The sequence below is a fragment of the Gymnodinialimonas ceratoperidinii genome (assembly GCF_019297855.1).
Taxonomy (GTDB): Bacteria; Pseudomonadota; Alphaproteobacteria; order Rhodobacterales; family Rhodobacteraceae; genus Gymnodinialimonas; species Gymnodinialimonas ceratoperidinii.
Window position 1 is genome coordinate 2,623,068 of the sequence record NZ_CP079194.1, and the last position, 18,487, is coordinate 2,641,554.

Consider the following 18,487-nt stretch of genomic DNA (forward strand, 5'->3'; position numbering starts at 1 on the left):
GGTATGGTATTTTTGCCCTACCCACGGACAGGTACTCTCCCCATGTCACGACCGACCTCGAATGAGCTCTCATTCGACCGCCATGCGATCGATTCCGACCTCGCGTTGCTGCTCCACTCCGAGTTCGGCTCGCGGCGCGAATTGCTCGTTCGGTGCTTTGGCATCATCATCGGTGGCATTGCGCTTTGGGCCTATGAGGGCACGAGCCTCGGGCCCGTCTGGGCGGCGGCCTATCTCCTTGCCCTGACCGCGAACTACCACGCCCTGACCGCGCGCGGCATGGCGGCACGATGGCAGAAACGGCTCTGCGTCGGGGGGTATTGCCTGCTCACGCTGATCTACCTGGCAATGCCCGTCTACCTCTTGGTGGCGGGTGATCCCTTCCTGTCCTTCTGCGCGGCACTGGCGGTGATCGCCTTCGCGATCTTCACGCTCTACCGCCCCGAAACCCCGGATTTCGCACGCACCTTCGATGTTCTGGTCGGCTGGATGCTGGTGGTGATCGCGGCCTACTCCTTCATGCCATCCGGGGTCGCCGCGCTGGAACAGGGCCTGATCGCGGTGCTCTGCGCCGTGGTGGGCCTCTATTACACGATGACCTTGATCTCGACCCGCAAGGCCCGCGCCGAATTGCGGCGCGCCACGCAGCGCAACCTCGATGAGCAGAAGATGGAGGCCATCGGGCGGCTCTCTGGCGGGATTGCGCATGATTTCAACAACATCCTGACCGCCATGCTCGGCAATCTGGAGCTCTACAACGAGGTTGAAGACGCCAAGGAAAAGGACGCGCTGGTGAGCGATGCGCGCAAGGCGGGCAACCGCGCGAGCGAGTTGATCGTGCAAATGCTGGCCTTCGCCCAACGGACCCGCCTTGAGGTCGAGCGCCACGACGCGCGCGAGATCGCCAAGAACCTCTGCGTCATGGCGCGGCGCATGCTGCCGGCCCGCATCCAGCTGGAGCACCGCTGGCCCGAGCAACCGGCCTGCGTCCTTGCCGATGCCGGGCGCCTCCACAAGGCGCTGCTCCATCTGGTGTTGAACGCGCAGGAAGCGGTCGAGGGCGAGGGGTCGATCACGGTCGCGGTCGACCTGATCGCTGGACCTGCCACCGAGGCGGGGAGCGACCCGGCCGAAAACCCCGAGGATGCCCATCTGCGTTTCACCATCGCCGACGACGGACCGGGGATGAACCCTGAGGTCGCCAGCCGCGCCGCAGAGCCGTTCTTCACCACCAAGCCCGTCGGCAAAGGCTCCGGCCTCGGCCTCTCCACCGCGATGGGCTTTGCCGAGCAATCCGGCGGCGCCCTGCGGATTCGGACCGGCCCCCTGGGGACCGCGGTGATGATCCACCTGCCCCTCTGCCCCTGAGCCACCAACAAGGCGCACCACGCCACCCCTACGCCGCAAGCCCCCACGCCCGCCACTCGGGCGCGCCCGCTCCCCCTTCATCTTGGCCAATACAACTCAATCCCACCCCATCACCGCGCGCATCGCCCAGCAGAGGCGCACCAACCGCGGCCTTACCCCAAGACCGCCCCCGCAGGACGCGACCGCCGCCCGCCACCCACGGGCGCGGCCACACCGGTGGTGGTCGGAGACGAGGTCGGCAACCCGCGCGCCACGCGGACGGCGAGATAAGCGAAAGCCTGAGCCTCCAGCGCGTTCCCGTCGAGGCCCACTTCGTCCACCGACCAGACCTTGCAACCGGTGGCCTCTCTCAGCATCTCCATCAACGTCGCATTCAACCGTCCGCCCCCTGTCACCAACAGGTCTTCGGGGCGGGAGGGCAGATGCGGCATCGCGCGGGCTACCGCGCCGGCGGCGACGGCGGTGAGGGTCGCGGCCGCGTCGGCGTCGCTCAACCGCGCCACGGCGGCGCCGACGTCCGCGAAAGCGTCCCGGTCAAGCGCCTTGGGCGGCGCGATGTCGAACCACGGGCTGCTCAAGGTCTCCTCCAGAAGCGCGAGGTCGATCTCTCCCGCGCGGGCGAGCACCCCTCCGGCGTCAAAGGCGCCGAGGCCGCGTTGCACCATCATGTCGTCAATCGGCGCATTGGCCGGGCCGGTGTCGAAGGCCACGCACGCGCCGGGCAGTTCCGGGGCCGCGATGCCCGGGTCCACCCAGGATATGTTGCCGACACCGCCGAGGTTGAGGAACGCCACCGGGGCCTTGGCGCCGATCCAGCGGGCACAGGCCCAATGATAGAACGGCGCGAGCGGCGCGCCCTGCCCGCCCATACCCATATCGCTGCTGCGGAAATCCCAGATCACCTCGACCCCGAGCGCCCGGGCCAGCGTGGCACCGTCCCCGACCTGATGGGTGCGCCCTCCGGCCGGGTCGTGGGCCAGGGTCTGACCGTGGAAGCCGAGCAAATCCACCGCCGGCAGATCCACCATGGCCGCGATATGCGCCGCCTCGACGATCCGCGCCGCCGCATCGGCGCGCGCCTCTCCGGGCCAGGCGCCCATCGCGCCGCGCAGGACCGCGCGGTCGGCCTCGGAATAAGCGACCTCGCGGGTCTCGCCAAAAGCCGCGATCTCGACCCCGTCCGTTCGCAGCACCGCCACGTCCACCCCGTCGAAAGACGTGCCCGACATCGCGCCCGCCGCCCAAATCGAAGGCATCTGCGCGCCAGCCCTTCCGGCCCTCTTTTCCTTGCCTGTCATTCCCGTTAGACCTCATCCGCGCCGTATCCCGGCCCCCATGTTTACTCTGGACCCAAGCCACCATGACCTACCAGCCCAAATCCGACTTCCTTCGCATCATCGTCGAGCGCGGCTTCCTGGCCGATTGCACCGATCTGCAAGGCCTTGACGAAAAGCTTCTGGAAGGGCCTCTGACGGCATATATCGGTTATGATGCAACGGCGCAGTCGCTGCATGTGGGCCACCTGCTGAACGTCATGTTGCTGCGTTGGTGGCAGAAGACAGGCAACCGCCCCCTGACCCTGATGGGCGGCGGCACCACCAAGGTGGGCGATCCGAGCTTCCGCGCCGACGAGCGCCCGCTTCTGGGGCCCGAGCAGATCGACGCCAATATCGAGGGCATGGGCCGCGTTTTCGCGCGCTACCTCGACTACGGCGAGGGCAAGGCGGTGATGCTCAACAACGCCGAATGGCTCGACGGGCTGAACTACCTCGATTTCCTGCGCGACATCGGGCGTCACTTCAGCGTCAACCGGATGCTGAGCTTCGAATCGGTGAAGTCGCGGCTGGACCGCGAGCAGTCCCTGAGCTTCCTCGAGTTCAACTACATGATCCTGCAAGCCTATGATTTCCTTGAGCTTAGCCGCCGCCACGACTGCATCCTGCAGATGGGCGGCAGCGACCAATGGGGCAATATCGTCAACGGCATCGACCTGACGCGCCGGGTGATCGACAAGGAGATCTTCGGGCTGACGACGCCGCTCCTGACGACCTCGGACGGGCGCAAGATGGGCAAATCGCAAGGCGGCGCGATCTGGCTGAACGGCGACATGCTCAGCCCCTACGAGTTCTGGCAGTTCTGGCGCAACACGACCGACGCCGACGTGGGCCGCTTCCTGAAACTCTACACCGAGCTGCCGGTCGAGGAATGCGAGCGCCTGGGCGCGCTGGAAGGCGCCGAGATCAACGCCGCCAAGGTGATCCTCGCCAACGAGGTCACGACGCTCCTCCATGGCTCTGAGGCCGCCGAGGCTGCCGAGGCGACCTCCCGAGAGGTGTTCGAGAAGGGCGGCACGGGCGATGACCTCCCCACCCTGACGCTGAGCGCGGCAGACGTGGGCGACGGAATTTCCGTGGTGCAGCTGATCACCCGCTCGGGCCTCGCCAAATCCGGCAAGGACGCCAAGCGCTTGATCGCCGAGGGCGGTGCGCGCCTGAATGACGAGGCCCTGGGTGATGCCGGTCTGGTCATCGGGGCCGGCGATCTCGGCACGCCGATCAAGCTCAGTGCCGGCAGGAAGCGTCACGCGCTGGTGGTGCTGGAAGGCTGACGGCCTAGAGCGGCTTGAAAAGCGCGGCGGCGTTTTTTGCGGCCGCGTTAACTGGGGGTTCATGGAATCGGGGGCAATGTTCCCCTTATGTTCGATGCCTATTCCGAGAAAACCGCTCCGCTGCCCGCGCAAGCTGTCAGGCGCTTTCCGCCCCCTGAAGGCGCGGGCGCCCGCGATCCCGTCCCGCGAATGCCGCTGCAGCAAAGCCCCCTCTGGCTCGCGGCGACGCGACTGGTCGGCGGAGACGGCGAGATGGTGGAACTGGGTCCGCGCCGCGCGGTGGTTCTGCGGCGCAGGCTGCGTTTCGTGGGCGATCTGGCGCTTCTGTCAAGGGCCGATTTGCAGCTATCGAGGTCTGACGCGGCGCAATTACGAGAGACCTTGGATGCCAAACACCTCGTCGTGAACGCCGAGACCGAGGCGGACGCCCGCGCCTTGGCTGCCGCCGGGTATCACCGGCTTTTCGCGCCACGCATCGTGGCGGAACTGACGCTTGATCCCTGCCTCGACAAAATGGCGGCGCGGCTGCACCAGAAGTGGCGCAACAGGCTGCGCCATGGCCAAGCACAGAACCTCGTGATCCAGCGCCGCCCGATGCCGCCCGACAAGCGCTTTTGGCTCTTCAAGGCCGAGGCCATTCAATCGCTGCGCAAGTGGTACCAGCCTCTGCCGCCCGACATGATCGCGGCCATGGCCGCCTGTCAGGCGGGCGCGGTGCAGGTTTTCACCGCCTACCACATGGGCCACCGCGTCGGGGCCATGCTGTTCCTGCGCCACGGGCGGCAGGCCACCTACCAGATCGGCTGGAGCACCGCGGAGGGGCGCAGGATGTCGGCCGGACCGGCCCTTATGTGGCGCGCGATGATCGAGTTGCAGGCCATGGGGGCCGAGCGGATCGACCTCGGCGCCGCTGACAAGAGCCTCGCGCCCGGTCTGGCCCGTTTCAAGCGAGGCACAGGGGCCGAGCTGCGCCCCTTGGGCGGGACCTGGCTAGATACCTGCTGGTCCCGCCGCCGACGCCGCCCAGCGCAGGTGCCGGCGTTGCTTGTGCGGTGAAGGCGGTCGTGCGCTGCCCTGGGCGGTATGGGTTCGGTGACGTGGCGTGTCTCGGTGCCATCGGCGCGGCGACGGGAGAGGCAGCGCGAAGGGCTCGCGCCTGTTCCCGCTCGCAGCGGCTCTTCTCAGGCTCGAAGACGTCACGCGCCAACATACATCGCAGTTCGGGTAGCAGCCGCGCTACGCTGCGGCCCCGCCCGGTTGCGTCTAGGTCAAAGGGGGCCGCATCACTTGAAGTCCGGCGTGAGGGGCAAGCCTGTCAGTTCCACCAATTCCGCGACGAGCGCCTCGACGGCGGGATTGCGGGTGTCGCCGACGGCGGCCGTCACCTCTTCCTTGCGGCCTTCGCGTCCGGCTTTGATCATGTCCGAAAAGCTCATGCCGCCCATCGTCACCTTTCGCGTGCCGGACACGTAGATTGATTTCCCCGCCTCCGGATGGCGCAGGTGGACGACCTCCAGCTCCAGCCCGTCGCCCTCGCCGTTACGGGCCGGGATATAGGTGAAGGCCTGGTGCACGTCCTTGAACTCGGAGAGCGGCGCGCTCCAGGAGACGTCATGCTCTCCCGTGCGGTCGGAGACCTCGACCCTATCCGCGAAGATGCTGGCTTCGCGCCGCCATTGCAGGTTGCCGGCGCGAGCCCGCAGCAGCGCCGGCCCCGCCACGAAAGCCGCGATCACCAGTGGCAGCACGATACCCATGCCGGCGTTCAGGCTCACCTCTCCGAGACGGATGACGTTGATCACCACGATGAAGGACAGCAGCACCAGAACTGCTCCGAGAAACAGCGGCAGGGTTGCGCCCGACAGGGCGGAGATGCCGGGCTTGCCCTCTCCGTAGCGCACGGTGATCGGACGGGCGCGGAGGTCGGGGATCGAGAGACCGCCGACAAGCTCAGGCGCGGGCGTACGGGCCAGCAGGTCCAAGACCGGGTTGGCGGCGCCAGTTTCAGGCGTGGTTTCCGGCGTGGATTCAGACATGTAACCTCCAATCGTGTTTCGCCATCACGCTAATGGGTCGGGGCACGTCTGGCTAATGGTGGAAAACCGGCCCCTCCCCCGCGAGGCTGCGCAACAGGCGCGCGCGGGCGGGCGGGACGGCGCTGATCTCCAGCCCGGTGAAGACGTGCAGCGTGTTCATCTGATCGTCGATCACCGCATGATCGCTGACCCACCCCCCCATCAGGAGATAGGTGCGCAGAAGCGGCGGCATGACCGCCTGCGCGGCGCGAAGATCGGGCTTGCGGCGCAACCGGGCCGCGAACTTGAAGACCGAGGGCGCCTTGACCCGCGGCAGCCAGCACTTCGGGGCGAGGTGGCGGTCCTTGAGCAGCGCGAAGGCGTCGTAATAGGCGCGCGCGCTGGTGCCGGTGAAGGAGGAGCAGCCGAAGAGCATCTCCACCCCGCGTGCGTCCACATAGGCCGTCATCGCAGCCCAGGCGACGCGCAGGATGTCGGGATCGTGGCGGTCGGGATCGACGCAGAAGCGCCCCATCTCGACCATCGGTCCGCTGAACTGCGACAGCGCCGAGAGCTCGTAATACTGGGCGGAATAGCTGCGGCCGATCTCGGTCCCGTTCTCCAGATGCAGCATCCGAAAGCAGCACACGAGGCTGCCGTCGAGGCTGTCCTCGACCAGAACATGGCGGCAGATCGCATCGAAACGGTCCCCCCTGTCGCCGTGAAACACCCGGGCCCGTAGCGCGCGCGCGGCCGCGAAATCGGCCTCGCTCGTGGCCAGTCGCGCACCGAAGCGCGGGGTGAGAGGTGTCACCATCGGCTCGCTCCTGAACCCAGTGGCCCGGCGTTCCACAGCCATCTCCATCGCGGCGGCAATGGGCTGTCAGCCTTCGTTTCCAAGATGATGGGCAGTGCCGCAGCGGCGCGCAAGAGGCTTAGTCGGAGAGCGCGTCGCCGATGTTGATCCGGCCGAAGTTGGACAGGATCGAGCTGAGGAACGAGATATCCCGGACCGAGCTTTCCGTGACCCGACGCGACAATTGCACCAGCTGGCCGTCTTCCAGACCAAAGCGCTCGATGTTCGAGACCCGGCCGCCCTCGTTGAAGGAGATCGCGACGATGTCGCGCTCGATCACTTCGGGGGCGTTGTAGGTGAAATTGCGCACACGGTACTGGGTGTAGAACCACGCCTCGTCCCGCATCACGCCGCCAGTGCCGGGCGAGCCTGCGGCTTCGGCCACCTGCTCACGCGTGCTGCCGATGTTGATTTCAGAGAGCACCTCGGGCGGGGGAACGTAGCCGTGATTGGTGTATGTCGCCGCGCAGGCCGTAAGGCCGCCTGCGAGGACCAAACCAAATCCAACGCGCCGGATCGCGGGGCGGAGGGTGGAAAAGAAAGACTGACGCATCACGAATGGTCCTGCCTGAACATGCTCTGTGGCCCCATAGGGGGCTCTCGTTGGGGCCTGATTGCGCGCGGCAAAACAGGTCGAGGGCACCGTACACGACTTGCGAACGCACACGAAGCTGAATATCGGCTTAACGCAGGGGCGCGCTTGGGGCAAGCAAAGCCCCCTCACCTTCTGATGATGCCCCGAATTTATTGATGCCGGAGGCCCCATGAAACCTGAAGTTCTGGCCCTCGCGCGGTTGGGCCGCGCCAAGGATACGACGTTTTCGGTGGAACCCGATGCGGCAGTCCGCAAGAAAATCGCCGAGGACCTGTCCCTGCTCGGCCTTCGCAAGCTGCGGCTGGAAGGGGTGTTGCAGCCCTCTGGCAAGAACGACTGGCACTTGAAGGCCACCCTCGGCGCGACGGCGGTGCAGGAATGCGTCGTCACGCTGGAGCCTGTCACCACCCGGATCGATACGGAGGTCGAGCGCCGCTACCTCGCCGACATGCCCGAGCCGACCGAGGAGGATTTCGAGATCCCCGAGGATGATACGCCCGAGCCCCTGCCGCAGCAGCTGAACCTGCACGACCTGATGTCCGAGGCGCTTGCCCTTGCCCTGCCCGATTATCCGCGCGCCGAAGGTGTCGAACTGGGCGAGGCGGTTTTCGCCGCGCCGGGCGTCGCGCCGATGACCGATCAGGACGCCAAGCCCCTTGCCGGCCTCGCCGCGCTGCGCGATAAGCTGAGCAGTGCCGACGAAGACCCTGAAAAAGAGGGCTGAATGCAGGTCACCCATTGCTCTGAACGGCATTGGGGAATAGGGCTTGCATGGCTGCGGAATCAGAGTATGTTCCCGGCCTCATTCGCACCCCGGTTTTGATGTCGCCTGGGCCATGCCGCGAAGCTTCGCGTCCGGCCTGAAAGTGACACCAGACAATCGGCACGCGAGACGAAATTTAGATTAGAGACGCAAGGCCCAACGGTGGGCGGCGCGGTCCCAAACCCGAGGTTGTGACATGGCTGTCCCCAAGAGTAAGATCACGCGCTCCAAGCGCGGTATGCGTCGCGCACATGATGCACTGACTGCAGCAAACCCCAACGAATGCCCGTCCTGCGGCGAGCTGAAGCGCCCGCATCACGTCTGCCCTTCCTGCGGCGTGTACAACGAGCGTGACGTTGTCGTACAAGACGAAGTCGATCTTGACGAAGACGCGGCCTAACTGCCGCCTGACCTGAGGCGGGCCGGAATACATGAGCGATGGTGCAGCGTTAACGGAAGGTGCGGTGGAAGACACCGTCTTGTCCATTGACGCGATGGGGGGCGATCTTGGCCCCGGCGCTGTCGTCTCCGGCCTGTCGAAAGCTGCGGCTGCCAACCCGCAGTTGCGCTTCATCGTGCATGGTGACGGTCCCGAGCTGGAACGTCTGATCGCCAAGAAGCGCGGCCTGGCCGAGATCTGCGAGATCCGGCACGCCAAGGGCGTGGTCACGATGGACGCCAAACCGTCCCACGTGATGCGCAACGGCAAAGACACTTCCATGTGGTCGACGATCGAAGCAGTCCGGGCCGGAGAGGCCTCGGTCGCGGTGTCCTGTGGCAACACCGGTGCGCTGATGGCGATCTCGATGATCCGCCTGCGCAAGCTGGAAGGCGTCAACCGCCCCGCCATTGCCTGCCTCTGGCCCTCGCGCAACCCTTCGGGCTTCAACGTGATGCTCGACGTGGGCGCCGATATCCGCGCCGATGCCGAGGACCTGCTGCAATATGCGCTGATGGGCGCGAGCTATGCGCGTAACGGGCTCGACCTCGTGCGGCCGCGCATCGGCTTGCTGAACGTGGGCACGGAAGAGCACAAGGGCCGCGCCGAGCTGAAGGTCGCCGCCGACATGATCGAGCGCGTGGCCCCGGCCGCCGATTTCGAATTTGTTGGCTTCGTGGAGGGCGGAGACCTGCCCTCGGACCGCGTCGACGTGATCGTGACCGATGGCTTCACCGGCAATGTCGCGCTGAAGACCGGCGAAGGCACCGCGCGCCTGATCCGCGAGCAATTGTCCGAAGCGTTCAAGAAGACCCCCTTCTCCCGCATCGCGGCGCTGCTGGCCTATACCTCCTTGCGGCGGCTGGTGAAACGCATCGACCCGCGCCGGGTCAACGGCGGCGTGTTCCTCGGCCTCAACGGCACTGTGGTAAAGTCCCATGGCTCTGCCGATTCGACCGGCGTCGCCGCGGCGATCCAGCTTGCGGCACAGCTGTCGGCCACGGGCTTTCACAAACGGCTGGCCGCGCGCATCGCGCAATCAGAGGCCGCCGCGACACTCGCCATCCAACAAGAGGAATCATCCGAATGACACTCCGTGCGGTTCCCGTTGGTATCGGCCACTACCTTCCCGAGCGGGTGGTCCCGAACGCCGAGTTCGAAGCGATGGAAGGCCTGGAGACGTCGGACGCCTGGATCAAGTCGCGGTCGGGAATCGAGCGGCGCCACTTCGCCGCCGAAGGCGAGACGACAAGCCAGATGGCCGTGGCCGCCGCGCAAAAAGCGCTGTCCCATGCGGGGCTTGAAGCAGCGGACGTTGATGCGATCATCGTCGCCACCTCGACCCCGGATCTCACCTTCCCCTCGGTCGCCACTATGGTGCAGGCGGGGCTTGGCATGACCAAGGGATTCGCTTTCGACGTGCAGGCCGTCTGCGCCGGATTCGTCTACGCGCTCGCCAATGCCAACGCCTTGATCGTCTCGGGCCAGGCAAAGCGGGTGCTGGTGATCGGGGCCGAAACCTTCAGCCGGATCATGGATTGGTCGGACCGCACCACCTGCGTTTTGTTTGGCGACGGCGCGGGCGCGCTGATCCTTGAAGCGCGTGAGAGCGCCGGCACCTCGGAGGATCACGGCATCCTCGCCACCGATCTGAATTCCGACGGCTCCTTTAAGGATCTGCTCTATGTCGACGGCGGCGTGTCGAGCACCGGGACCACCGGCGTTCTGAAGATGCAGGGCAAGGAAGTCTTTCGCCACGCTGTTGAAAAGCTTACACAAACTGCCTCCACCGCCTTAGAGAAAGCCGGCGTCGGCATCCCCGATGTCGACTGGGTCGTGCCGCATCAGGCCAACATCCGCATCATCTCGGGCACGATGAAGAAGTTCGGACTGCCAATGGATAAGTGCATCGTGACGGTGCAGGACCATGGCAATACGTCGGCCGCCTCCATCCCGCTGGCGATGTCCGTGGGCGTTCAGGAAGGGCGCATCAAGCCCGGTGATCTGCTGGTGACGGAAGCCATCGGCGGCGGTCTTGCCTGGGGCTCCGTGGTGCTGCGCTGGTAAGCGTTCATCTGCCGGTGAAGCGTCACCCCGCAACACACTGGATTGACTAAATAAACCGCATAATTCATCCTGCTGCGGAAACAGGGGGACGGAATTGATGTCAGCAAAAACTTTGACGCGCATGGACCTGAGCGAAGCGGTGTTCCGCGAAGTCGGTCTGTCGCGCAACGAAAGTGCGCAGTTGGTGGAGCGTGTTCTGGAGATGATGTCGGACGCATTGGTGGACGGGGAACAGGTCAAGATTTCCTCGTTCGGAACCTTCTCGGTCCGCTCCAAGACCGCCCGCGTGGGACGCAATCCGAAGACCGGGGAAGAAGTGCCGATCAGCCCGCGCCGCGTGCTGACGTTCCGCCCGTCGCACCTGATGAAAGACCGTGTTGCAGCGGGCAACCGCAAGTAGCACGAGGGCCGCATTGTCCCGCGAGAGGGCAAGCCGGCAGAGGCACCGATTATCGGCGCGCTTCCCTGATTGCACGGGCGTGTCGGAGCAGAGGACGTGAGACATGGCCAAATCCGCGCAAGCCTTCCGCACGATCCGCGAGGTCGCTGACTGGCTGGATGTTGCCGCTCACGTCTTGCGGTTCTGGGAGTCGAAATTCCCGCAAATCAAACCGGTTAAACGCGCCGGTGGGCGGCGCTACTACCGCCCCGCCGACATGGAGTTGGTCGGCGGTATCAAGGTGCTCCTCCACGATCGCGGCCTGACGATACGAGGCGTTCAGAAAATGATCTCGGACGAGGGCATTGGCGCGGTCACCGCCCTCTCCCCCTCGATCGACAGCTTCGCCGACAGCGCTGACGTGATCGAGATGGAGCCGACTGCCGCCTGGGAAGACGACGCCAAGGCCGAGGCGCGCGATGAGCCAGCTGACGCCGCGGAGCCAAGCGGCGAACCGGAGCAACCCTCGCCGGAGGAACGGTCCGAGACCGAGGAAGCCAGTGCCGCCACGAAGGCTGAGGAGGCCGCAGAGGGAGTTCCCTCGGACGCTAAAACACCCGAAGCGACGGCGCCAGAAGCGCCCGCCCGCGACGAGCCTGCCACCGAGGAAGCCGCGCCAGACGTGGCCAATACCCCCTCCGAGCCCCCCGAAAGCGCGCCCGAAAGCGCGCCTTCCCCCAAGCGCGTCTCCTCCGATCCGGCAGAAGGCCCCCTCGGCACGTTGGTCGCCCTGTCGCAGCTCCCCGCCGCGCAGCGCCGCGCCCTGACCGGCGAAATCGCCGCCCTCGCCCGACTGCGAGACCGGATCAGCCAACACTCCCGCGCCGGTTGAGCATCATTCGCGAAGTGCCTCTTGCGTCGCCCCCAGAAATCCTTAGAAGGGCCGTCAGTCGGGCTATGGCGCAGCCTGGTAGCGCGTCCGTCTGGGGGACGGAAGGTCGCAGGTTCGAGTCCTGCTAGCCCGACCAATCAACCGCTCTACCTCCCTGCCACTTCTCCATAATTGCGAGATCCGCCGCGCCCGTGTAGGAGCGGTGTCACCATGACTGATTCCCTCTCGTCCAGCACCCACGGCGTTCTGCCCGACCACGCGATCTCCGCGATGATCGATGCGGGCGCGATCTCTGCCCGGCCTGCCATCCCGGCCGAACAGATCCAGCCCGCAAGCCTCGATCTGCGGCTCGGCACCAAGGCCTACCGCGTCCGCGCGTCCTTCCTCACCGGGGCGGAGAGGACAGTGGCCGAACGCCTGCCCGAGTTCACCATGCACGAGATGGACCTGACCCCGGGCGCGGTGCTGGAGAAAGGCTGCGTCTACGTCGTGCCCTTGACCGAGAGCCTCGCCCTGCCCCATGACATCACCGCCGTCTGCAACGCCAAGTCTTCCACCGGGCGGGTCGATTGCCTGACCCGCGTGATCGCCGACGGCGGCGTGGAGTTCGACCGCATCCCCGCAGGCTACACCGGGCCGCTCTACGCGGAAATATGCCCCCGCTCCTTCTCGGTGAAGATCGAGCCCGGCCTGCGCCTGAACCAGATCCGGTTCCGCCGCGGCCAGGCCGTGCTCAGCGACGCCGCGCTCAAGGCGCGCCACGATGAGACCCCCCTCGTCGACCAGACCCCGCTGATAGACGAGGGCCTGGGCTTCTCCGTCGACCTCTCGCCCAGGAATACCACTCTGGTGGGCTACCGCGCCAAACCCCATGCGGGCGTCATTGACCTGACGCAGATCGGCACCCACAAGACCGCCGACTTCTGGGAGGAAATCCACAGCGACAACGGCCAGATCATCCTCGACCCCGGCGCCTTCTACATCCTCGTCAGCCGCGAGGCGGTCACCATCCCGCCAGATTGCGCCGCCGAAATGGCCCCCTACCTCGCAATGGTCGGAGAGTTCCGCGTCCATTACGCCGGCTTCTTCGACCCGGGCTTTGGCCACGGCGTGCCTGCGCGCGGCGTCCTCGAAGTGCGCTGCCATGAGGCGCCCTTCGTTCTGGAGCACGGCCAGACCGTGGGCCGCCTCGTCTACGAGACCATGGCCGCAGCCCCCTCGCAGCTTTACGGCGCCGACATCGCGTCCAACTACCAGGGCCAGGGCCTGAAGCTCTCGAAACACTTCAAAGGCTAGCTCGCCTTCCCTTCATCTTTTTAAAAATACGGCGGGGGTCAGCATCCTTTGCGCAGCAAATGATGCGCAAGGGGGCAGCGCCCCCTTGGGGGGCCTCGCCCCCCGAAGCAAGCACCGCACCCCACGCCCGCAATCCCTGCCGCGTTCAGCCCTGCATATCATGGTCCGTTTCCGACCCTTTGACGCCGCGATCTGACAGGCAGAGGCCTCCCGCCCGCGCGACGCTTGGCCAAGGGAGTGTGAACATGAACCAAGCCTACCGCCGCACCATCCGCAAGATCGACCCCGCGAAGGGCGCGATGTTGCCCGATGGCACCCTCAACGACAACGACCGCATCGAGATCGGGCCCACCCCGCTGGCCTATGCCGAGTGGGAGGCCGCGGGCCTGACCCTGCCCGATCTGCCAGCCTTGCGCCGCTACCGCCTCTCACGGCTGGTCGACCAGCTTCAGCAACGCGACTTGGCCGGCGTCCTCATGTTCGACCCGCTCAACATCCGCTACGCCACCGATGCCACCAACATGCAGCTCTGGAACACCCACAACCCGTTCCGCGCCTGCCTCGTCTGCGCTGACGGGCACATGGTGCTGTGGGAATACAAGAACGCGCCGTTTCTGGCCGATCACAACCCGCTGGTGCGCGAGATTCGCTCGGGCGCGTCGATGTTCTACTTCACCGCCGGCGACCGCGGCGCGCAGGTGGCCGAGACCTTCAGCGCCGAGGTGGCCGAGATCCTGGCCGAACGGGCGGGCACGAACACCCGCCTTGCCGTCGACAAGATCATGCTCCATGGCGCGCGGGCGCTGGAGGCGCGGGGGCTGGTCCTGTCGGATGGAGAGCTGGTCACCGAGCACGCCCGCAAGATCAAATGCGCCGACGAGATCCTCGCGATGCGCTGCGCCGTGGACGCGTGCCAGAAATCGCTCAAGGCGATGGAGGAAGCGATCGAGCCCGGCCGCACCGAGGACGAGGTCTGGGCCGTGCTCCACGCCGAGAACATCAAGCGCGGCGGCGAATGGATCGAAACGCGGCTGTTCTCTTCCGGCCCGCGCACCAACCCCTGGTTCCAGGAATGCGGCCCCCGAACCCTGCAACCCAATGAAATCAGTGCCTTGGATACCGATTTGATCGGCTGCTACGGGCTCTGCGTCGACATCTCCCGCACATGGTGGACCGGGCCGGGGAAGCCGCGCCCGGACATGATCGAGGCGATGCAGCATGCCCATGAGCACATCATGGTCAACATGGAGCGCCTGCGTCCCGGCCGCTCGATCAATGATCTGGTCCACAACGGGCACAAGCTGGCTGACAAATACTGGGCGCGGAAATACTCGTGCCAGATGCACGGCGTGGGCCTCTGCGATGAATGGCCCCACGTGGGCTACCCCGATCATCACCACGACGATGCCTTCGATTACGAGCTTGAGCCGGGCATGATGCTCTGCGTCGAGGCGCTGGTGGGCGAGGAAGGCGGCGATTTCTGCATCAAGCTGGAGGATCAGGTCCTGATCACCGAGACGGGGTACGAGAATCTGACCACATATCCCTTCGATCAGGCATTGATGGGGCAGAGCTAACCCCCCTCACGCGAACCGAACGTCAGCACACAGACCCGTGAGCGGCCTGACAAATTTCTTGCGACGCTCGGCATGCGGACCACATGTTGAGTCCACAAGGGGGACCAACTCATGCCGACGGAACGCTTCACTTTTCCCGGTCACGCCAAAGATCACCTTGCCGCGCGCCTGGACCTTCCGGAGGGCCCGCATCTAGCGACGGCGCTGCTGGCGCATTGCTTCACCTGCGGCAAGGATGTGATCGCCGCGCGTCGCATCGCGGCGCGGCTCACCTCCCACGGGATCGCGGTTTTGCGCTTTGATTTCACCGGGTTGGGCCATTCCAGCGGCGAGTTCGAGAACACCTCCTTCAGCTCCAACGTCGATGATCTGATCGCCGCGGCCGCGACGCTGGCGGCCCGCGGGATGGCCCCCTCCCTGCTGATCGGACACTCGCTTGGCGGCGCCGCTGTCTTGCGGGCGGCGCATAATATCCCCTCTTCCAAGGCGGTCGTCACCATCGGCGCGCCCTTCGATCCTGCCCATGTGGCGCATAATTTCGGTGACGCGCTGGAGATGATCGACCGCGACGGCGTGGGAGAAGTCGATTTGGGGGGCCGCACCATCCGCATCGGTCGAGATTTTCTGGACGACGTGAAGGCCGAGACATTGGCCGAGGACATCGCGACCCTCGACCGCGCGCTTCTGGTCCTCCACGCGCCGCGCGATGCGATCGTCGGCATTGAAAACGCGACGGAAATCTTCGTGGCCGCCAAGCATCCCAAGAGCTTCGTGACCCTTGATGATGCCGACCATCTGATCACCGGCGCCAAGGATGCGGACTACGCGGCCGATGTGATCGCCTCATGGGCGGGGCGGTATCTTGACCTGAAACACCCCGCGCCGCCCATCGGGGCACCGGAAGGCGTGACCCGCGTCTCGGAGGTCGATCCCGACGGATTCCTGCAGGACGTGAACGCGGGGCCGAAGCACCATGTGCTCGCCGATGAACCGGAGAGCTATGGCGGCACGGACCGGGGCCTGACGCCCTATCAACTCCTTGCGGCGGGGCTTGGGGCCTGCACCTCGATGACGATCCGCATGTATGCGCGGCGCAAGAAATGGCCGCTCGAGCATGTCTCGGTCGACGTGACCCATAACCGGGTCCACGCGCAGGATGCGGGCGTCGATGGCGGCCCGCTGGACGAATTCACACGGGTCATCACGCTGCGCGGTGAACTGGATGACGCGCAACGCAAGCGGCTGCGGGAGATTGCGGACAAATGCCCGGTCCACAAGTCGCTGGAAGCGGGCGCGACGATCAAGACGGAACTGACGCAAGAGGCAGAAGCGGCGTCGACTTGATCTCCTCCATGCTCAGGAGTGCTGTGACGTTGTAGATCCGCACCTCCGAGATCAACGCCTGGTAGAATTCATCGTAGGCGCGGGCATTGGCGACGCGGACCTTGAGGATGTAATCGATGTCGCCCGCCAGCCGGTGCGCCTCCATCACCTCGGCCCGTTCCCTGAGCGTTTTCAGGAATTTGTTCTGCCATTCCGCCTCATGCTCCGAGGTGCGGATGAGCACGAAGAAACAGGCCTCCAGCCCGAGCGCATCGGCATCGAGAAGCACAGTCTGCTGGCCGATGACCCCGGCCTCTTTCATCTTGCGAATCCGGGACCAGACCGGCGTCTTGGAAGAGCCGACATGCTTGGCGATTTCCTCAAGGGAGCGGCTCGCATCTTCCTGCAGGGCGATGAGGATTTTCCGGTCGAGCGCATCGATCTGAACAGACATTCGGGCAACCTTTGGTTTGGCGGACAGGAGTTCTATCCTTCGCTGGATACAGAACATGCGTCCTTAACAGCAAGCGGATACTGCTACTTACCGGGAAAATATCCTAGATTGGGGGAAGAAATTGCCTGTGAGGTTCTGCGATGCGCCATTTTCCGATCTTCCTCGACCTGCGGGGCCGACGTGTTGTCCTCGCCGGGGGTGGAGAGGCCGCGCTGGCCAAGCTGCGCCTGATCCTGAAATCCGAGGCGCATGTCACCGTTTTCGCGGCTGATCCCGCGCCCGAGATCGTTGCATGGGATGCCGAGCGCCGGCTGCGCCTTGTGAAGCGCGCCTTTGCGCCGGGCGATGCGCTTGGTGCCTCGCTGGCCTATGCCGCGTCGGAAGACGATGCCGAGGATGCCCGCGTGGCCGAGCTGGCGCGCGCTGACGGCGCCCTCGTCAACGTGGTCGACAACCTCGACGCCTCCGCCTTCATCACCCCCGCCATCGTCGACCGCGATCCGGTCACCGTCGCCATCGGGACCGAGGGCGCGGCCCCGGTTCTGGCGCGCAAGATCAAGGCGGATCTCGAAGCGCAATTGCCAGCCTCCCTCGGGCTGCTGGCGCGGATCGGGCAAGGGTTCCGCGCCGCTGCCAACGCCCTGCCCATGGGGCGCAAGCGGCGTGATTTTTGGTCGGATTTCTACTTCAGGAAAGGCCCGGAAGCCCTTGCGAAGGAAGGGAAAGAGGGCGTCGAGCGTGCGCTGGACGGCCTTCTTGCCGATCACCTGCGCGCCGCCCCCGAGAAGGGGCGCGTGGACCTCGTGGGGGCTGGCCCTGGCGATCCGGACCTTCTGACGCTGAAGGCGCGCAAGCTGCTCGATCAGGCTGACGTGGTGATCTATGACCGCCTCGTCTCGCCCGAAATCCTCGAGCTCGCCCGGCGCGAGGCGCAGATGATTAATGTCGGCAAGAAGGGCTTCGGTCCCTCCACCAAGCAGGAAGATATCGCCACCGCGATGGTCGACCACGCGCTGCAAGGTGCCCATGTCGTGCGGCTGAAGTCCGGCGATCCGGGCGTCTATGGTCGCCTCGACGAAGAAATCGACGCGCTGGACGCCGCCGGTGTGGACTGGGCCATCGTGCCCGGCGTCACCGCCGCCAATGCCGCGAGCGCGCAGATTGGCCAGAGCCTCACCAAGCGCGGCCGCAACGGCGCGCTGCGGTTCCTGACCGGTCATGACGTGAAGGGCTTTGCCGAGCACGATTGGCGCAGCCTCGCCCGCCCCGGCGAGGTCGCCGCGATCTACATGGGCGCGAAGGGTGCGCGGTTCCTGCAAGGCCGCCTGATGATGCATGGCGCGGGCCCCGACACGCCCGTGACCGCCATCGAGAACGCCTCGCGCGCCGACGCCCGCGTGATCGCCTCCACCCTCTCTCGCCTGCCCGCCGACCTCGAGGAAGCCGCCCCGGAGGGGCCGGTGATCCTGATGCTCGGCCTTTCGCCGCGGGCCAACAGCTTCGCCCGCCTGCAACAAGAGGCCGCTCAACTCCCTGCCCTGCAAGAGGAATTTGCCTGATGCCCCGTACATTTACCCCCAAGGTCGTCACCGCCAATGCCCTGCTTGAGGGCGACGTCGTCTACCTCACTGCCCATGGTGACTGGACCCGCGACCATGCCGAGGCCGACCTGATCAAGGACGAAGGCACCGCCGAGATCCGCCTGCTGGAGGCGCAAGCCCAGGCGCACGAGGTCGTCGGCCCCTATCTTGCCGATGCGACGCCCGGCGCGCGCGGTCCCGAACCCGTCCACTTCCGCGAGGCCTTCCGCACCCGCGGCCCCTCCAACTACCCCCACGGCAAGCAGGAGGCCTGA

At 65.8% G+C, this 18,487-nt stretch carries 19 protein-coding genes and 1 tRNA gene; 15 read left to right on the forward strand and 5 right to left on the reverse strand.

Annotated elements, in window-relative coordinates:
* Window positions 1-42 precede the first annotated feature (42 nt).
* Complete coding sequence (locus KYE46_RS12650; protein WP_219000975.1) at window positions 43-1,368, forward strand: sensor histidine kinase; 1,326 nt, start codon at window positions 43-45, stop codon at window positions 1,366-1,368.
* A gap of 152 nt (window positions 1,369-1,520) precedes the next feature.
* On the opposite strand, the gene KYE46_RS12655 is transcribed toward KYE46_RS12650, so the two are convergent.
* Complete coding sequence (locus KYE46_RS12655; RefSeq protein ID WP_247716831.1) at window positions 1,521-2,624, reverse strand: anhydro-N-acetylmuramic acid kinase; 1,104 nt, start codon at window positions 2,622-2,624, stop codon at window positions 1,521-1,523.
* A gap of 104 nt (window positions 2,625-2,728) precedes the next feature.
* Here KYE46_RS12655 and tyrS point away from each other — a divergent pair, with 104 nt between their 5' ends.
* Window positions 2,729-3,976: a tyrosine--tRNA ligase gene (gene tyrS / locus KYE46_RS12660; protein ID WP_219000977.1), complete on the forward strand. Its 1,248-nt coding sequence runs from the start codon at window positions 2,729-2,731 to the stop codon at window positions 3,974-3,976.
* Window positions 3,977-4,165: 189 nt separating this feature from the next.
* Window positions 4,166-5,032: a GNAT family N-acetyltransferase gene (locus KYE46_RS12665; RefSeq protein ID WP_219000978.1), complete on the forward strand. Its 867-nt coding sequence runs from the start codon at window positions 4,166-4,168 to the stop codon at window positions 5,030-5,032.
* A 227-nt stretch (window positions 5,033-5,259) separates the two neighbouring features.
* On the opposite strand, the gene KYE46_RS12670 is transcribed toward KYE46_RS12665, so the two are convergent.
* The 3 genes from KYE46_RS12670 to KYE46_RS12680 all read right to left on the reverse strand — a co-directional run bounded on the left by KYE46_RS12670 (window position 5,260) and on the right by KYE46_RS12680 (window position 7,400).
* Window positions 5,260-6,012, reverse strand: coding sequence for a hypothetical protein (locus tag KYE46_RS12670; RefSeq protein WP_219000979.1), 753 nt, complete (start codon window positions 6,010-6,012; stop codon window positions 5,260-5,262).
* A 52-nt stretch (window positions 6,013-6,064) separates the two neighbouring features.
* The gene (locus KYE46_RS12675; protein WP_219000980.1) at window positions 6,065-6,808 is read right to left on the reverse strand and encodes a GNAT family N-acetyltransferase; all 744 of its coding nucleotides are present in this window, start codon (window positions 6,806-6,808) and stop codon (window positions 6,065-6,067) included.
* 118 nt (window positions 6,809-6,926) lie between these two features.
* The gene (locus KYE46_RS12680; protein ID WP_247716832.1) at window positions 6,927-7,400 is read right to left on the reverse strand and encodes an outer membrane protein assembly factor BamE; all 474 of its coding nucleotides are present in this window, start codon (window positions 7,398-7,400) and stop codon (window positions 6,927-6,929) included.
* A 211-nt stretch (window positions 7,401-7,611) separates the two neighbouring features.
* Between KYE46_RS12680 and KYE46_RS12685 the strand changes: the two genes are divergently transcribed.
* The 10 genes from KYE46_RS12685 (at window position 7,612) to KYE46_RS12730 (ending at window position 16,199) form a co-directional block, all read left to right on the forward strand.
* A complete protein-coding gene (locus KYE46_RS12685) occupies window positions 7,612-8,166 on the forward strand; it encodes a YceD family protein (protein ID WP_219000982.1) in 555 nt (184 codons plus the stop codon).
* 235 nt (window positions 8,167-8,401) lie between these two features.
* Window positions 8,402-8,605 (forward strand): 50S ribosomal protein L32, encoded by a 204-nt coding sequence (gene rpmF, locus KYE46_RS12690; RefSeq protein WP_219000983.1) that lies wholly within the window; start codon window positions 8,402-8,404, stop codon window positions 8,603-8,605.
* A 31-nt stretch (window positions 8,606-8,636) separates the two neighbouring features.
* Window positions 8,637-9,734, forward strand: a complete 1,098-nt coding sequence (plsX, locus tag KYE46_RS12695; protein ID WP_219000984.1) for a phosphate acyltransferase PlsX — start codon at window positions 8,637-8,639, stop codon at window positions 9,732-9,734.
* Window positions 9,731-10,711: a beta-ketoacyl-ACP synthase III gene (locus tag KYE46_RS12700; protein ID WP_219000985.1), complete on the forward strand. Its 981-nt coding sequence runs from the start codon at window positions 9,731-9,733 to the stop codon at window positions 10,709-10,711. The genes plsX and KYE46_RS12700 overlap by 4 nt, the downstream gene beginning before the upstream one ends.
* A gap of 97 nt (window positions 10,712-10,808) precedes the next feature.
* Window positions 10,809-11,111 (forward strand): integration host factor subunit alpha, encoded by a 303-nt coding sequence (gene ihfA, locus KYE46_RS12705; RefSeq protein ID WP_219000986.1) that lies wholly within the window; start codon window positions 10,809-10,811, stop codon window positions 11,109-11,111.
* Between the two features lie 103 nt (window positions 11,112-11,214).
* Entirely contained in the window at window positions 11,215-11,982 is a 768-nt protein-coding gene (locus tag KYE46_RS12710) for a MerR family transcriptional regulator (protein WP_219000987.1), read from the forward strand.
* A gap of 59 nt (window positions 11,983-12,041) precedes the next feature.
* Window positions 12,042-12,118, forward strand: a tRNA-Pro gene (locus KYE46_RS12715).
* Between the two features lie 74 nt (window positions 12,119-12,192).
* The gene (locus tag KYE46_RS12720) at window positions 12,193-13,278 is read left to right on the forward strand and encodes a 2'-deoxycytidine 5'-triphosphate deaminase (protein WP_219000988.1); all 1,086 of its coding nucleotides are present in this window, start codon (window positions 12,193-12,195) and stop codon (window positions 13,276-13,278) included.
* A 245-nt stretch (window positions 13,279-13,523) separates the two neighbouring features.
* The gene (dddP, locus tag KYE46_RS12725) at window positions 13,524-14,855 is read left to right on the forward strand and encodes a dimethylsulfonioproprionate lyase DddP (protein ID WP_219000989.1); all 1,332 of its coding nucleotides are present in this window, start codon (window positions 13,524-13,526) and stop codon (window positions 14,853-14,855) included.
* Window positions 14,856-14,966: 111 nt separating this feature from the next.
* On the forward strand, window positions 14,967-16,199 hold the full coding sequence (locus tag KYE46_RS12730; RefSeq protein ID WP_219000990.1) for a bifunctional alpha/beta hydrolase/OsmC family protein: 1,233 nt from the start codon (window positions 14,967-14,969) through the stop codon (window positions 16,197-16,199).
* Here KYE46_RS12730 and KYE46_RS12735 read toward each other — a convergent pair.
* Window positions 16,156-16,632, reverse strand: a complete 477-nt coding sequence (locus tag KYE46_RS12735) for an Lrp/AsnC family transcriptional regulator (RefSeq protein ID WP_219000991.1) — start codon at window positions 16,630-16,632, stop codon at window positions 16,156-16,158. The two genes, KYE46_RS12730 and KYE46_RS12735, sit on opposite strands and share 44 nt — an antisense overlap.
* A gap of 140 nt (window positions 16,633-16,772) precedes the next feature.
* Here KYE46_RS12735 and cysG point away from each other — a divergent pair, with 140 nt between their 5' ends.
* Together cysG and KYE46_RS12745 are read left to right on the forward strand one after the other, a co-directional pair.
* On the forward strand, window positions 16,773-18,191 hold the full coding sequence (gene cysG, locus KYE46_RS12740) for a siroheme synthase CysG (protein ID WP_219000992.1): 1,419 nt from the start codon (window positions 16,773-16,775) through the stop codon (window positions 18,189-18,191).
* Window positions 18,191-18,487 (forward strand): DUF2849 domain-containing protein, encoded by a 297-nt coding sequence (locus KYE46_RS12745; protein WP_219000993.1) that lies wholly within the window; start codon window positions 18,191-18,193, stop codon window positions 18,485-18,487. The genes cysG and KYE46_RS12745 overlap by 1 nt, the downstream gene beginning before the upstream one ends.

Bases quoted from the DNA above. Each gene is read 5' to 3' on its own strand.
- KYE46_RS12650 (WP_219000975.1), top strand. From the start codon at position 43: ATGTCACGACCGACCTCGAATGAGCTCTCATTCGACCGCCATGCGATC.
- KYE46_RS12655 (WP_247716831.1), bottom strand. From the start codon at position 2,624: ATGCCTTCGATTTGGGCGGCGGGCGCGATGTCGGGCACGTCTTTCGAC.
- tyrS (WP_219000977.1), top strand. From the start codon at position 2,729: ATGACCTACCAGCCCAAATCCGACTTCCTTCGCATCATCGTCGAGCGC.
- KYE46_RS12665 (WP_219000978.1), top strand. From the start codon at position 4,166: ATGCCGCTGCAGCAAAGCCCCCTCTGGCTCGCGGCGACGCGACTGGTC.
- KYE46_RS12670 (WP_219000979.1), bottom strand. From the start codon at position 6,012: ATGTCTGAATCCACGCCGGAAACCACGCCTGAAACTGGCGCCGCCAAC.
- KYE46_RS12675 (WP_219000980.1), bottom strand. From the start codon at position 6,808: ATGGTGACACCTCTCACCCCGCGCTTCGGTGCGCGACTGGCCACGAGC.
- KYE46_RS12680 (WP_247716832.1), bottom strand. From the start codon at position 7,400: ATGCGTCAGTCTTTCTTTTCCACCCTCCGCCCCGCGATCCGGCGCGTT.
- KYE46_RS12685 (WP_219000982.1), top strand. From the start codon at position 7,612: ATGAAACCTGAAGTTCTGGCCCTCGCGCGGTTGGGCCGCGCCAAGGAT.
- rpmF (WP_219000983.1), top strand. From the start codon at position 8,402: ATGGCTGTCCCCAAGAGTAAGATCACGCGCTCCAAGCGCGGTATGCGT.
- plsX (WP_219000984.1), top strand. From the start codon at position 8,637: ATGAGCGATGGTGCAGCGTTAACGGAAGGTGCGGTGGAAGACACCGTC.
- KYE46_RS12700 (WP_219000985.1), top strand. From the start codon at position 9,731: ATGACACTCCGTGCGGTTCCCGTTGGTATCGGCCACTACCTTCCCGAG.
- ihfA (WP_219000986.1), top strand. From the start codon at position 10,809: ATGTCAGCAAAAACTTTGACGCGCATGGACCTGAGCGAAGCGGTGTTC.
- KYE46_RS12710 (WP_219000987.1), top strand. From the start codon at position 11,215: ATGGCCAAATCCGCGCAAGCCTTCCGCACGATCCGCGAGGTCGCTGAC.
- KYE46_RS12720 (WP_219000988.1), top strand. From the start codon at position 12,193: ATGACTGATTCCCTCTCGTCCAGCACCCACGGCGTTCTGCCCGACCAC.
- dddP (WP_219000989.1), top strand. From the start codon at position 13,524: ATGAACCAAGCCTACCGCCGCACCATCCGCAAGATCGACCCCGCGAAG.
- KYE46_RS12730 (WP_219000990.1), top strand. From the start codon at position 14,967: ATGCCGACGGAACGCTTCACTTTTCCCGGTCACGCCAAAGATCACCTT.
- KYE46_RS12735 (WP_219000991.1), bottom strand. From the start codon at position 16,632: ATGTCTGTTCAGATCGATGCGCTCGACCGGAAAATCCTCATCGCCCTG.
- cysG (WP_219000992.1), top strand. From the start codon at position 16,773: ATGCGCCATTTTCCGATCTTCCTCGACCTGCGGGGCCGACGTGTTGTC.
- KYE46_RS12745 (WP_219000993.1), top strand. From the start codon at position 18,191: ATGCCCCGTACATTTACCCCCAAGGTCGTCACCGCCAATGCCCTGCTT.